Origin of the sequence: Shewanella sp. BF02_Schw (genome assembly GCF_014596695.2) — a bacterium.
Classification (GTDB): domain Bacteria; phylum Pseudomonadota; class Gammaproteobacteria; order Enterobacterales; family Shewanellaceae; genus Shewanella.
In genome coordinates this window covers 192,148-206,820 of the sequence record NZ_JABKAW020000007.1, presented here as the reverse complement: position 1 = coordinate 206,820, position 14,673 = coordinate 192,148, and the positions used below count along the sequence as shown (strand labels likewise).

Genomic DNA, 14,673 nt, shown 5'->3' with positions numbered 1-14,673 from the left:
TAATGGATACTAATAAAGGAATTATCGCCTGGTTTGCTCGCAACAGTGTCGCCGCCAACTTACTGATGGCAGCCTTGCTTATTGGCGGTTTGTTTAGTGCTGTGCTTATTAATAAAGAAATTTTTCCAACGTTTGAATTAAATCTCATCAATATCAATGTGGCCTATCCTGGCGCTGCGCCACAAGAAATTGAAGAAGGGATTAATATAAAAATCGAAGAAGCTATTCAAGATATTAGCGGCATTAAAAAAGTGACGTCTGTTGCCAGTGATAGTGTTGGCTCGGTGACGATTGAAGTCGAAGACGGCTACGAAGTGCAGCAAGTACTAGATGAAGCAAAACTGCGTATTGATGCCATTGCGACCTTCCCAGATAACATCGAAAAACCCAACATTTATCAAATAAAGCCAGAAAACAATGTAATTTGGGTGTCTGTCTATGGCGACATGACGCTACATGACATGAAAGAAATGGCTAAAGCGATCAGAGACGACATCACCGATTTACCTGCCGTCACTCGTGCAAAAGTCACTGGTGTTCGAGACTATGAAATTGGCATTGAACTGTCTGAAGACAAGTTACGCGAATATGGCATTACATTTACTCAAGTCGCTTTAGCGGTACAAAACTCATCGATTGATTTACCCGGCGGTTCTATTCGGGCCCAAGACGGTGACATCTTACTGCGTACTAAAGGCCAAGCTTATACTGCTGAAGACTTTGCCCAAATTGTGGTAGAGACTCGCGCAGATGGCAGCCGAATTATGTTACCGCAAGTCGCTACCATTAATGATGATTTTGAAGAGCGTTTAGAGTACACCCGCTTTAACGGTAAACCTGCTGCCGTCATTGAAATTACCAGTATTGATGATCAAAACGCGTTAGATATTTCATCTCAAGTTAAAGCCTACGTTGCTGAACGTAAAAAAAGCTTACCAAGCAATATTCAACTTGATACCTGGGGTGATTTAACTCACTACTTGCAAGGTCGTTTAAACATGATGTTGTCGAACATGTTTTATGGCGCCCTGCTAGTGTTTATTATTCTGGCTTTGTTCTTAGACCTTAAACTCGCTTTTTGGGTAATGATGGGCTTACCGGTGTGCTTTTTGGGCACCATGTTATTAATGCCAATTGAACCGTTTAACATGTCGATTAACATGTTGACCTTATTCGCGTTTATTCTGGTGCTGGGGATAGTCGTCGACGATGCCATTGTCATCGGCGAAAGTGCCTATACCGAATTAGAAGAAAACGGCCACTCGTTGGATAACGTCGTAAAAGGTGTGCAAAAAGTAGCCATGCCCGCCACATTTGGGGTACTCACCACTATTGCGGCCTTTATCCCGATGATTATGGTGTCTGGGCCCATGGGGATTATTTGGAAATCCATCGGTATGGTGGTGATTTTGTGTTTAGCGTTTTCGCTGATCGAATCAAAACTGATTCTACCCGCGCATTTGGCCCACATGAAAATCAAAAAACGCACTACACCGACTAACATTTTCTCGCGCTTTAAATTTGCCCTTAATGAATGGTTACAACACTTTATTCATAATACCTATCGTCACTTTTTAGAACGTTGTATTACGCGACGATATAGCGTGGTGGCGGTGTTTATTGGGGTACTAATTTTGTCGCTTGCATTAGTGCAAAGTGGCAAAGTACGCTGGGTTTTCTTCCCTGATATTCCATCAGATTTTATTCAAGTCCAGCTTGAAATGGAAGAAGGTAGCTCTGAGCAGAACACCCTAAAAGTACTGCAACAAGTTGAGGATGCGTTATATAAGATGAACGCCAAGCTTGAAGAGCAATACGGTTACCCAATGGTAAAACACAGCTATATCGAACTTAGTTCACGCAGCAGTGCGTTTGTGTTTACTGAACTGACTAAAGGCGAAGACCGTGAAATCGACGGCGTCGCAATTGCGGAAGAGTGGCGTAATCAATTACCTGAGTTATTGTCAGTTAAAAAGCTTAACATCAATGCCAGTACCAACGATGCCGGTGGCGATTTATCGTTTCGCTTAACCGCAACCGACTTAGACCAGTTATCTGAGGCCGCTAAGGTACTTAAAGCAAAACTAGCCACTTACGAAGGCGTGTATGATATTACCGATAACTTCTCATCGGGTTCACACGAGATCCGCTTAAACATTCGTCCAGAAGCCGAAGCGCAAGGATTAACACTGTCAGATTTAGCTCGCCAAGTCCGTTACGGTTTTTATGGTTATGAAGCCCAACGTATTTTGCGTAATAAAGAAGAAGTGAAAGTCATGGTACGTTACCCACTTGAGCAGCGCCGCACTGTGGGCGATCTTGAAAACATGCTTATCCGCACCCCGTCAGGCGCTGCGGTACCGTTTTCAACGGTAGCCAATATAGAACTGGGTGAGTCATATGCATCGATCACCCGAGTTGATGGTCGCCGAGCAATTACCATTAGTGCCAATGTGAATAAAAACAATGTTGAGCCATCTAAAGTGGTCGCCGAAATTCAGGAAGACTTTTTACCTGAACTCACCGCGCGCTTCCCAAAAGTGGCTTCAGCTTTAGATGGTGGCAGTTTAGATGAGCAAAATGCCATGCTGGGTTTAGCCCAAGGCTTCTTTTTTGCCATGTTCACCATTTATGCCTTAATGGCTATTCCATTAAAGTCGTACACTCAGCCCCTCATTATTATGTCGGTGATTCCGTTTGGCATGATTGGCGCCTTGTTTGGCCACTATATTCTTGGTTTATCCATGAGCGTGCTAAGTTTGTGCGGAATTGTGGCGTTAGCGGGCGTTGTGGTAAATGACTCGTTGATTTTGGTCGACTTTGTTAACCGCGCTCGCGAAGAGGGCAAATCGATAATGCAATCGGCTATCGATTCTGGTTGTTACCGTTTTAGAGCCATTATATTAACCTCGCTCACCACCTTTGTTGGCTTAGTGCCGATTATTATGGAAAAAAGCTTACAGGCTAAAATTGTTATCCCAATGGCCACATCACTCGCATTTGGTATTTTATTTTCGACCGTAGTGACGTTAATTTTGGTGCCAATTTTGTACATCATTTTGGATGATATAAAACGCTTGTGGCAACGATTTTTCATTTGGTGGTGGCAACCTAAACCTGCTGAAAGTGAATTCAGATCTGACGAGCACCATTAATCGAATTAATCCCAATTGTTAACAAAAAAACAGAGCTAACTCAGCTCTGTTTTTTTTGCAGTAAAATCTGCGAGCTGAGCAACATAGTCACCATTAAAATTCAGCTAAAATGACCGCTATAATATCTATGAAAGAAAGCCTGACATGAGCGACACAACTTTACCGATACCCACCTCACCTATACCAACCTTAGTTTACGATATCGGCAAGCACCGTTATCTCAACATTACCGCCAGGTGCACTTTAAGATGCCAATTTTGCCCCAAACATAATGGCTCAAATCAAGTACACGACTATGACTTATCACTCACCCGACGTATTACTGCTGAGGACCTGTTGCCCTTGTTAGGCGATGTTCATGAGGTTGAAGAATATGTCTTTTGCGGTTTTGGTGAACCGACCTTAAACCTTGACTGCTTACTGCAAGTTGCTCATGCAATAAAAGCACAAGGCGGTAAAGTACGCCTAAACACTGATGGCCTGGGTAATCACTTTCATCGACGCAATATTTTGCCAGAGCTCAGTCAATGCATCGACAGTTTGTCTATTTCGCTTAACGCCGACACACCTGAAAGCTATCAACAGCATTGCCGCCCTAAGCTTGCCAATTCGTACACTGCATTACTGGATTTTATTAAGCTTGCACCTCATTACATCCCTCTCGTTCAAGTAAGTGCCATTAACGGACTCGCAAATGTCAACATTGACCGCTGCCGCGATATCGCACAACAAAATGGCGTAGTATTTAAACAACGGGAACTCGATAACATTGGTTAAACAAATAGCGTCTAATCGCAGCTAGACGTTTTCGCCACTGCCGGCTTCATGCTAGTATTGCCATCAAGAGAATGCTAAAAAAGTGGCACCATGTCTAAACACAAAGCAGTGAGTTCTTCAAACTCGTTATTAATTTCTTCACAGGCAACTCATTGGTCGCAACAGCATATTCTTTCGCTGCTAAGCCAATTGATTATTTTATTAATAGCAGTGTTTATTGTCACTAGTATGGTGGTCAATTTAGGCGAGCGTCGCCTACAAGAAGATTGGGCAGACCAACGCTATAGTGAATTACAAACTGTCGCGTCCTTAGCGTCTGACAAAGTGTCATTTTTGCAGTTTAGAACCCAAATCATCGCCAAAGGTGAGTTACTGCGCCAATATCTGCAAAACCCATCAGAAAAGCTAAAATTAAAAACCATCGAAAACTGGGATTCATTAACTAACAATATTCCAGAACTGCTTGGGTTGGCATTGTTTAACCCTCAAGGACAACTCCAGTTTGCCACCACCGGTAGTTTCAATAACATGCAACTTCCCGCGGCATTATTAGGCTCGGGCAGAAATATGGGCGGCGACGACATTTACACTTCACCCATGGCATTTACTCCCATTGATGGCATCTTAGAGCCCTATTTTTATCAGTTATCATGGATAGAAAATCCAGACCAAAGTATCAAAGGGTATTTAGTCACTTACAATTCGATCGTTAAATTACTTGAAACTATAAAACCGGCTTTTTTTAATCAAAATTCACCATTGCTCATGCTGGATACTCAAGGCTTCCTCTATGCAGGAGCCAACCAACCTGCACCACTAGACAATATGCCCGATGCACTTGGAGCAAGTTTAAAGCAGTCTTACCCAGAATTGTGGCGAGTGATGGCTATGAATAACTTTGGCCAGTTTCACAGCCATGATGCCACTTTCGTGTATTTAAAAGTCGAATTAACCAGTCAATATGAGACTAAAAGAGAATACTTTTTATTGTCTTATATTCGTCATGACGACATTGCCACTCGTTATGCACAATGGCGAATTGTAGTCATTATCGCTGGATGTCTCATCGCACTGTTAGCCAGTTTATTGATTATACTAAGACATCGATTTGTACTCGAGCGACGCGCAAAGCAAAATAGCGTTCAATTGAGCAACGGTTTGTTTAACAGCGAATTAAGCTGCTTAATCGTTAATGATAACGGTCGAATCCAGAGCATTAATGCCAAAGCAGCTGCGGCACTATCTTTGCCAGTTGACGCTCTTAAAGACCGCAGTTTACAACGAGTGTTACACCTTGATGATGATCGCTTCAATCACATTAAAGAGACGTTAATTGAGAATAAGCAATGGCATGGTGAGATCAGTTTAGAAACGCTTAATAGTAGTATGTTGCAAACCCATATTCGCAGTAAAAAATGCCCTAACAGTAATGAGCATTATTGGTTAGTGACATTTGAAGACATTACCGCATTATTTGAAAGCCAGCGCCAAGCCTATCTCTATCAATTAATGAGTAGCGGAGCGGTTGCTACGGCACTCACCGATGCCAATGGATTAATAGTAAAATGTAATAACCAATTTGATAACCTGATGTCTTTACACGGAGACACCAATATTTCGATCACTGAATTACTCGGCGATGAGTTGAAAAATCAATGGCAAAATATTAGTGCACAAATTAGCTTGCAAGGAGAGTGGACTGCGCAAATTATGCCATTTAACCACAGTCGTTATGAGCATTGTTTAAAAACGACGCTAGCAGGCCAGCTGACATTTGAAGGTGATATTGAATACCTTATTTGCACATTTGAACAGACAACCCCAACGGTGTCGGCCCAAAGTAGTAGCAACGTCATTGGCCATAGAAGTGCCATAGTGTTACGTTTAAATGAGCTAGAAAATTATTTTTTCAAACTTAGCGAGCTCACTAAAGAACATTCAAGCTTACTGGTAATGGACATTAACCCAGAAGGGATTTTCAGTAACATGGGTAACATGAGCCAGCTTGAAAAGCGCCAAAAAGACATTGAGCTACAATTATTGATTGAGTTACCGCTTAATTACCAAATAGCACAATGGCAGCTCGGAAAGCTCGTTATCTTACTGACCGAAACAAATGCAAACTCTGCACATCAATATGCGATTAATATGCTTCAAAGTCTTGAAGAAAAGAATTTAGGTGAAGGGATTAACATTGGTATCGCCAGCTATTTGCAGCCACAAAGTTTGGATACATACCTTGCTAACGCTGAAATAGCCTTAAAAAGAGCTAAACAATCTGTTGACCAGAACATTTGCCAAGCCTTTACTCGTCCTACGAATAAACAAAGTAGCACTTAAAGTAACAATTAAAGTAATAACCGCCGTAAAATTGATAGATTAAATCACCTGACGCAGTATTGTGTAACGTCAGGTGATATTCAATTTGCACGGTTGTTTAATGAATGGATAATGCCCATTCATTGGGCTACTCGATGAACATCAACATACTAGTATGGTGTCCAACCTAATCTTAAGCGTGTGGTTTCGGATGACTCACCACTTCAGGAAGGATCTCATCTGATTCGAGCCTGAAAGGCTGAACATTATCAGGTAGTTTACTTTCAGTAATTTCAACAATGCTTGAACGATTCATGGTCACTTTAAAGCGAGCATATTCAGGTTGTTGCTTTCCGTCACGTAACACCGCAACCAAATTGACTTGATAACGACGTTCTACAGACTCATTACTAATATTACCTTCACTTTCTGAGTATATTTTAGCTTTTCCTCGCTCTAAATGGCGGGCAAAAGGCACTAAACTGAAGTTCACTTGCTCTTGAATTTGTGAATAATCAGCCTCAAAAGGCTTATTTGCCACCTTAGTCGCAATACGATAATGCAGTACTTCCGAATCCACTTTATTCTGGCTGTGGCGTTGCCTCATAATATCTGCCACCGTTTTGGGAATATCTTGGCTGCGCATGAATTCGAGCCAAACTAACTGCTTAGCCACCACGGTTTGAGTAGTGGTATCCCGTAAAATACGGCTCCATCTTGGACGACCGCGTTGGATAAGCCGCCACATCGCATTACGAAAATCCTCTTTAAAGATTTCCCTGAAACCATAAATAACCGCTAACGTCAGCAACAAGGTCAAGGTTAAGCCATTAAAGAAACCTTGCGCTTTTATAATCAATGCCGATACCACCAACATCACCAACCCAGTGGCGACGCCAGTAACAAATTTCTTTAACCCTACTCCAAGCGGTTTTAATTCTTCTTTTAATACTACGCCTTGTTGAATGAGTCGACGCAATAGCAACATCTTATTTGAAATACGGTTAGCGTCTTGCTGGGTTTGCATAGAGTTATATTTGCATACTTGCTCGCGGTAGTGATTCTCGTTACGGCATAAATTGAGCACTTTTTCTTTAACATCACTATAGTCAGCACTTCTAGGACTACGTGCCAATGTCTTTAATAACTGCTGTTCACAAAACCAAGACAAGTAATTATCGGCATGCTCAAAATAAGATTTCCACTTAGGATCGTTCGGTTCATTGCGTCGAAACTTTTTCAATAGTTGCGCAACCACATCACAAAGCTCATCTAAAGCAGGATAAAATTCATTTAATTCTAGTTTTTGGTGCAACTCTTTAACGTCAGTTTCAATGGCGACAGCAAATTGATAAGCGAATAAATTGAGGTATAAACGAAACTCTTCTAAGGTGCGTTTATTTAAACTGACGAAACGGGACTGAACTAAGGGTAAATGCAGCCCTTTAGAATAATAAGAACGACGCCCAAGAATACTACTGTGATAATAATCTTCTTCATCTAAGGTATGCGAACCAATACCCATTTCTGTTGGCAAATAAAAATACAGATCAAATACCCGTTGATCACCAGGGCCCATTTGATGACTGAACTTTATTGATAACGCTTCTTCTTGTTTTACTTTAACTTTTGCCACTATATATTTCACACACCTTTTAAAATTGACACATAACTACTATACCGCAATGGGAATATTAAGCTAAAAGTTAATTTTTTCAATCAAAATCAATCGGAAGTATTGGCTGATAGTAACTGACAGGACCAGATGTTATTACTTGGCAAAAATTTTAACGTTGCTCTCGTCAATGTATTATCTAAGTCAATTACCTGAATCTGCTGAGATACACTAGAACCAGCCATTAAGTGGTGAGCAGAAACACCATATTCATTTCGTAAATATGGTTGCAGCCGACTGTTTTGTTGCCAACTGATAGGTTGCAGTGTTAACGCTAAATGATAAGTAAATGAGCCAATATCAACATGTTTAACCTTACCTAATAGTTGAGCAATTTCGGTAGCGTCTGTTGTGGATTCGAGTTTATAAGTCAGCTGAGCTTGATGGTGATCAATGTCTAGCATTAACCATAAATTGCTTTTATCAACCGTTAACGACGACTCTCCTTGTTGACTGAAATAACCATCGGCATGGCAATTGAAATACCAAACATTATGGGTATTTGCAATGCGATTAAGCACACTGGTAGCAATGAATATAATGAGCAGAAAACTTAATACAAAAAAAAGTTTGCCGCGTTTTGACTGTAGTAATCGGCGTATTTTAATATGTAATAATAGGGTTCTTAATCTAGCCACAAATGTGTACCTTTTGCAGCCATTGCTGGGTGATAAATGGCGCACCCATGTTATCGATACTGACTTTGATACTATTAATTAATGGTGTCGCTTCACTGGAGTCGGTTAAAGTGAAACTCATATAATCTTGATTGGCCGACAAAGCAACGTGAATGGAATCCCAGCGAATATTGTGACAAAGGCGTAGTTGCGATGATAAGCAGTCCGCATGCAAAATGGCATCTTGCTGATTATTATTGCCAAACACAAACAACTGAACAATACGTCCATCAGGGCTTAGCACTTGTCGCAATACATCGGCTTGAGCAAACTCTGGAGGGTTAAGCTTAGAGTAAACAAATAATAATACACATAGTAGAATAACAATAATAAACAGATACTGACCTAAAGATAATAGCCGTTCAGGTAATTCCAAGATTTTAGTACGCTTAGCGGTTGCAGTTGAATATAAAATCACCCCCTGTTCAGGTACATATTCAATAAGGTTGGTATGGCGCTTACACATGTAATTAATAATTTTGCCGATAATATCGAGTAGTTCAGCATGAGATAATTGATGAGGACAGTCGCCTGAAATGGCCACTGTTTCAAGCATAGATAAGGGAACGACTTGACCACGATGCAGGACTAACTGGCTCAGAATCCAATACTCGTGATCATTTAAATGCCACTGGGCTGCCGTGGTCTGATCGACCAACAAACGTTGTGTATTGTCGAACCAACAACATCCTATTTGCATCGCCCTGTCTCAGTGTATCGACTGATTCAAAAAGTATACTCTCAAAGTGAGAGTTTAATGGATGTTAAGCCAGCTATCCTCCGGATAATATTGCTAATTCGTGAACCAGTCCGCGAATATAGCGATTATTTGCGCAAGGTATAATTGCATGATATTGAATATAGAAATTGCTAATTAATATTATTATAGATTCATATTATTGTTGATTCGCCCAGGTTTAAAATGGGAAAGGTTAAGACCATGGTCAATATAGAGCTAATATTAGTGCTGGTGATCGCGCTGGCAATAGCAGAAATTGAGCCATCAATAGCAAGCTGATTAAAAGTAAAATCAACCTAATTAGCGATGAATAACGGTTGGATGTATATTGACAAGCGAGTGGATGCCTTAGTGTACTACCGATTGAATAAGTAAGTTACGGCTTAACAATGGCTCAATAGTCAGTGTTTTTGGTATATAGGTAAGACAATATTACAGCTAACAGCCCATAAAAAAAGCTGGCAAAGCCAGCTTTCTGTTACTTACACTCAAGTGAACTCGGCTTTAGATTAGTCACTTAAAATGCGTAAAGTAATGTCATGTTTGTTTCAGTATCAGTGCTTTCTTTGTCATCAAGCGGTTCACTGTTATAACGCACAATAACGGCAAATTTCATCGCTAGAGCACCTACGATATTGGCAGTTAATGAAGTTTCAGAACGCGCATCTAATTTACTACCCCAATCGGCAATAAATTTCTGTTGGAACTTAGATGAATCACTGATCTTGGTTTGGAAATCAATCACCGCGTGAGCAACAACGCTGTCGTCGCTATCATAACCTTCTGCCAGTGCTGATTCTTCATCAAGTTGTTGGTAAATATAACCAGGACCCGCCTCCGCTTTTAAAGACATTCTGTCGGTATCAATAAAACGGTAACCATAACCAGCTGACGTCGTTGAAGTGAAATCATAACCAGTGAATGGATCAACTTCATAGTTAGTGTTAGCAAACAAATAGCTCAAATCATTAATTTGATAGTCGCCTTGCACACCAAGAAAATAACGCTTTGCAGTCACTTCTTCGGTATCTTCTTTGTATAATCCTTCAAACACATACTCGTTTTCCCAGTCACCTAATTCTTGTTTCAACGCTAGGCGCGCTTTAAACGAAGAAGTATCGGTATTACCTGTGGTTAAAGTCGCACCTAATTCTGCTTCACCAGCAAGAGTGGCATCACCTTCAACAAACTCACTTCCAGCATGTGCTGCAAATGGCATGGTTAGTGTAATAGCTGCAGTAAGTAGCAGTTTTTTCATGTCATTTCGTCCTTTATTTACGATTTACAAAATCTAATGGGGGGTCATGCGCTTAAAATTCCCACGCATACTAACACTTTGATCGCAGAATTGAAAAATAGTCATCCCCTTAAGCGTTAAGCAACAAGGCTCTTAGCCTGCCAACGGCCACTGCGCCAACGCCACAACATCGCCAACCCTCTAACCCACTCATCAAGCGCTAAGGCAGCCCAAATACCCAATAAACCATACTCTAAATGGATCCCGAGATAATAAGCACCTGGTACCGCAATACACCACATTGAAAATAAGCCCATAAAAAACGGAAACTTGGCATCACCGCTAGCTCTTAACGCATTAATCACCACTAAATTAAAAGTTCTACCGGGCTCCATAACTAACGTGAGTACAAATAATTGCCCGACAAGGACAATAATGTCCTGTTCATCAGTAAACAGACCGACAAGGTTAGGTCCCCATATTGCAACGAATAAAGCCACAACACTGGTAACAATCAAACCCAATTTTAATGCGCGATACATTTGATGCTCTGCAGCTTTTAATTGCTTAGCACCCACCATATGACCAATAATAATTTCGTTACCTATGCCTATCGATAGCCCGAACAATAAGATAAACATACAAATTTGAAAATATAATGACTGCGCCGCTAAGGCTTTATCACCCATTAAGCCAACAAATGAAGTGACGACCATAAATTGCAGCATCCACGAGACGTTTTCGCCGGCGGCAGGTAAACCAATGTGAAACACTTTTTTTAGCATGACTTTATCTGGACGCAAAATACTCGGAATGTGTAATGGTATTTTGGTATAGCGTACAAACAACACCATCATAATGCTCACACCCACTAGTCGCCCAACAACAGTACTAATCGCAACCCCTGCTACACCCATTTGTGGCAAACCAAACCAACCATAGAGCAATAATAAGTTGCCAATAAAGGTGATCACATTCATCGATAATGTTACCCACATAGCTTGCTGGGTAAAACCATGAGCCCGCATTCCGGCCGCTAAGCACATGGCCATCGCTTCGGGAATTAAACACAAACCGACAATTTGTAAATACAATTTACCATCGGCCATAAGCTCCGCAGGTAAGTTCATTAGATTCAACATCATGGTTGAGCCGGTTAAAATACCTACAGCTGCGACCAAACCAACTAAAAAATTGAATCCGATAGATGAATACACTACGGCACTGGCTGCAGCTTTATTATTAGCCCCTAAATACTGAGTAATGACAACACTAGCGCCAATACTGACGAAACTAAATAACGTAATGGCCAGTTCAAACACCATATTACCAACCGACAGCGCCGCCACACCTTGATACGACACATGGCTTATCATAAAAGTATTAATTGCTGCCGTTAAAAAGTGCAAAGCAAAGTCGACGAACAATGGCCAGGTCAGTGAAAATAAGGATAAAGGTGCATTCGGCTTAACAAGCATATAATGAGTTCAACTATTAAAGATGGCTAACGGAATAAGGTTATATCAATAAATGATGACGTTTTTGCGTCAATTTTTAAGGCGAGGATGATGCTAGATAGCGTTTAAAAAAACAACGTTTTTCGTTATTAATTTACAAAAAAATCAGCTCATTCAAAAAATGAGCTGATTTGCTGTTTTAACGTAAAAAAGGTTTACATGATTTTAGGGTCAAGTTCACCAGATTGATAAGCTTTATACATTGCTTGTAGTGACTTAGGCTTAATTTTAGAGGCCATACCCGCACAACCAAATGCTTCATAACGAGTCGTACAAATGTCAGCCATCGCTTCCATTGATGCTTTTAAGAATTTACGAGGATCAAATTCTGCAGGATGTTCAGCTAAGAATTTACGCACTGCACCCGTTGATGCCAAACGTAAATCGGTATCAATGTTCACTTTACGCACACCGTGCTTAATACCTTCAACGATTTCTTCTAATGGTACGCCGTAAGTTTCTGGAATTTCACCACCATACTGGTTGATGATTTTCAGCCACTCTTGCGGTACAGAAGATGAACCGTGCATCACTAAATGCGTGTTAGGGATACGCGCATGAATTTCTTTAATACGGTCTATACGTAATACATCACCAGTAGGTTTACGACTAAACTTATAAGCTCCATGGCTGGTACCAATCGCAATAGCTAATGCATCAACATGAGTATCGGCAACAAAACGCGCTGCTTCTTCTGGAGTTGTTAGCATTTGGTCCATGCTGAGAATACCCGCAGCACCCACACCATCTTCTTCGCCTGCTTGGCCAGTTTCTAAACTGCCTAAACAACCGATTTCACCTTCAACTGACACACCACATGCATGAGCAAAAGCCACAGTACGACGAGTCACATCCACGTTATACTCGTATGACGCGGGTGTTTTACCATCGGCCATCAACGAGCCATCCATCATTACTGATGACATGCCTAATTGGATTGAGCGCTGACAAATGTCAGGATCAGTACCGTGATCTTGATGAATACATACCGGAATATCTGGATACTGCTCAAGCGCAGCAGCCATAAGATATTTTAAAAACTGTGGGCGAGCATATTTACGTGCACCAGCAGATGCTTGCACAATAACAGGGCTGTCAGTTGCTTCAGCCGCTTGCATAATTGCACGCATTTGTTCAAGGTTGTTCACGTTAAATGCAGGGACGCCATAACCATGCTCTGCAGCATGATCAAGCAGTTGTCGTAGAGAGATAAGAGCCATTTTGTTCTCCATTAATAGGGTGATTACTCACCTAGGTCGCTATCGTTTGGACGGATTTTAAACTCTGGCACAACCTACATCCTGTAGGTTATGACAGAGCATTTTTTTATAATAATTATTATTAGGTTTTACGGTACAAATACTTGATATGTGATCTAAGCGCCACGCTTTTCAAGCATTGCTACAGCGGGTAATTCTTTACCTTCTAAAAACTCAAGGAAAGCACCACCGCCGGTTGAAATATAAGACACTTTGTCAGCAATGTTATACTTATCGACTGCCGCTAGCGTGTCACCACCGCCAGCAATAGAAAACGCTTTAGAATTAGCAATGGCTTGGGCAATACGCTTAGTACCTTCGCCGAATTGATCAAACTCAAACACGCCAACAGGACCATTCCAGACGATCGTCCCTGCTTGTTCAATAATTTTAGCCAGTGCTTCTGCGCTATCTGGGCCGATATCAAAAATCATATCGCTGTCGGTCACGTCTGCTACTGACTTTAATGTTGCAGTTGCAGTTGGGCTAAATTCGCTTGCTACAACAACATCTGTTGGTACAGGAATATCACCACCACGGCTTCTCGCATTTGCCACAAGACGCTTTGCTTCTTCCACTAAATCAGCTTCATACAATGATTTACCGACGTTATAACCCGCAGCTGCGATAAAGGTATTGGCAATACCGCCACCCACAACAAGCTGGTCAACCTTAGTTGATAGGCTTTCAAGCACAGTTAATTTAGTCGACACTTTAGAACCACCTACTATCGCCACCATTGGACGAGCTGGGTTATCAAGCGCTTTGCCTAATGCATCTAATTCTTGCGACAATAATGGGCCAGCACAAGCAATAGGAGCATAAACACCTACACCATGAGTAGATGCTTGGGCACGATGAGCCGTACCAAATGCGTCCATTACATACACATCACATAATGCTGCCATTTTTTTAGACAGAGCTTCATCGTTTTTACCTTCGCCAATATTAAAGCGAACGTTTTCAAATACCACAACTTCGCCAACATTCACGTCAACGCCATCAAGATAATCACTCACTAAGCGCACTGGGCAGTCTAACGCTTTAGCTAAATAATCGACTACCGGCTGCATTGAATATTCAGCGTTAAACTCGCCTTCTGTTGGGCGGCCTAAATGAGACATCACCATTACGGCAGCGCCTTTTTTCAATGCGAGTTGAATGGTAGGTAGTGATGCGCGTAAACGTGCATCACTTGTTACAACACCATCGCTGACAGGTACGTTTAAATCTTCACGAATAAGCACACGCTTATTTTGTAGATCTAAATCTGTCATGTTAATAATTGCCATAATTAGCAGTTCCTTTTTAAGTTAAT

10 protein-coding genes are annotated in these 14,673 nt (G+C 41.2%); 3 read left to right on the top strand and 7 right to left on the bottom strand.

Features of this window, described 5'->3' with window-relative positions; all coding sequences use genetic code 11:
* The first annotated feature begins 2 nt into the window (after positions 1–2).
* From HNW13_RS20850 to HNW13_RS20840, 3 genes are all read left to right on the top strand, one after another.
* A complete protein-coding gene (locus HNW13_RS20850; protein ID WP_192114238.1) occupies positions 3–3,155 on the top strand; it encodes an efflux RND transporter permease subunit in 3,153 nt (1,050 codons plus the stop codon).
* A gap of 144 nt (positions 3,156–3,299) precedes the next feature.
* Positions 3,300–3,932 carry a TatD family nuclease-associated radical SAM protein gene (locus tag HNW13_RS20845; protein WP_101085335.1) on the top strand — a complete coding sequence of 211 codons (633 nt, stop codon included), beginning with the start codon at positions 3,300–3,302 and terminating at the stop codon, positions 3,930–3,932.
* A 90-nt stretch (positions 3,933–4,022) separates the two neighbouring features.
* Positions 4,023–6,272, top strand: coding sequence for a PAS domain-containing protein (locus tag HNW13_RS20840; protein WP_192114237.1), 2,250 nt, complete (start codon positions 4,023–4,025; stop codon positions 6,270–6,272).
* A 172-nt stretch (positions 6,273–6,444) separates the two neighbouring features.
* Here the strand turns inward: HNW13_RS20840 and HNW13_RS20835 are convergent, their stop codons facing one another.
* The 7 genes from HNW13_RS20835 to HNW13_RS20805 all read right to left on the bottom strand — a co-directional run bounded on the left by HNW13_RS20835 (position 6,445) and on the right by HNW13_RS20805 (position 14,647).
* Positions 6,445–7,887 carry a hypothetical protein gene (locus HNW13_RS20835; protein WP_101085333.1) on the bottom strand — a complete coding sequence of 481 codons (1,443 nt, stop codon included), beginning with the start codon at positions 7,885–7,887 and terminating at the stop codon, positions 6,445–6,447.
* An 89-nt stretch (positions 7,888–7,976) separates the two neighbouring features.
* Complete coding sequence (locus HNW13_RS20830; RefSeq protein ID WP_192114236.1) at positions 7,977–8,564, bottom strand: hypothetical protein; 588 nt, start codon at positions 8,562–8,564, stop codon at positions 7,977–7,979.
* On the bottom strand, positions 8,557–9,303 hold the full coding sequence (locus tag HNW13_RS20825) for a hypothetical protein (RefSeq protein WP_162023821.1): 747 nt from the start codon (positions 9,301–9,303) through the stop codon (positions 8,557–8,559). Before HNW13_RS20825 ends, HNW13_RS20830 begins: the two co-directional genes overlap by 8 nt.
* A gap of 556 nt (positions 9,304–9,859) precedes the next feature.
* Entirely contained in the window at positions 9,860–10,600 is a 741-nt protein-coding gene (locus HNW13_RS20820; protein WP_101085330.1) for a DUF481 domain-containing protein, read from the bottom strand.
* A 116-nt stretch (positions 10,601–10,716) separates the two neighbouring features.
* Positions 10,717–12,057 carry an MATE family efflux transporter gene (locus tag HNW13_RS20815; RefSeq protein WP_162023822.1) on the bottom strand — a complete coding sequence of 447 codons (1,341 nt, stop codon included), beginning with the start codon at positions 12,055–12,057 and terminating at the stop codon, positions 10,717–10,719.
* A 194-nt stretch (positions 12,058–12,251) separates the two neighbouring features.
* Positions 12,252–13,316: a class II fructose-bisphosphate aldolase gene (gene fba / locus HNW13_RS20810; protein WP_101085328.1), complete on the bottom strand. Its 1,065-nt coding sequence runs from the start codon at positions 13,314–13,316 to the stop codon at positions 12,252–12,254.
* A gap of 155 nt (positions 13,317–13,471) precedes the next feature.
* The gene (locus tag HNW13_RS20805) at positions 13,472–14,647 is read right to left on the bottom strand and encodes a phosphoglycerate kinase (protein ID WP_101085327.1); all 1,176 of its coding nucleotides are present in this window, start codon (positions 14,645–14,647) and stop codon (positions 13,472–13,474) included.
* Positions 14,648–14,673 lie beyond the last annotated feature (26 nt).

Excerpts from the sequence above, each read along its gene's own strand:
- HNW13_RS20845 (WP_101085335.1), top strand. The coding sequence starts at position 3,300 with ATGAGCGACACAACTTTACCGATACCCACCTCACCTATACCAACCTTA.
- fba (WP_101085328.1), bottom strand. The coding sequence starts at position 13,316 with ATGGCTCTTATCTCTCTACGACAACTGCTTGATCATGCTGCAGAGCAT.
- HNW13_RS20815 (WP_162023822.1), bottom strand. The coding sequence starts at position 12,057 with ATGCTTGTTAAGCCGAATGCACCTTTATCCTTATTTTCACTGACCTGG.
- HNW13_RS20840 (WP_192114237.1), top strand. The coding sequence starts at position 4,023 with ATGTCTAAACACAAAGCAGTGAGTTCTTCAAACTCGTTATTAATTTCT.
- HNW13_RS20825 (WP_162023821.1), bottom strand. The coding sequence starts at position 9,303 with ATGCAAATAGGATGTTGTTGGTTCGACAATACACAACGTTTGTTGGTC.
- HNW13_RS20805 (WP_101085327.1), bottom strand. The coding sequence starts at position 14,647 with ATGGCAATTATTAACATGACAGATTTAGATCTACAAAATAAGCGTGTG.
- HNW13_RS20850 (WP_192114238.1), top strand. The coding sequence starts at position 3 with ATGGATACTAATAAAGGAATTATCGCCTGGTTTGCTCGCAACAGTGTC.
- HNW13_RS20820 (WP_101085330.1), bottom strand. The coding sequence starts at position 10,600 with ATGAAAAAACTGCTACTTACTGCAGCTATTACACTAACCATGCCATTT.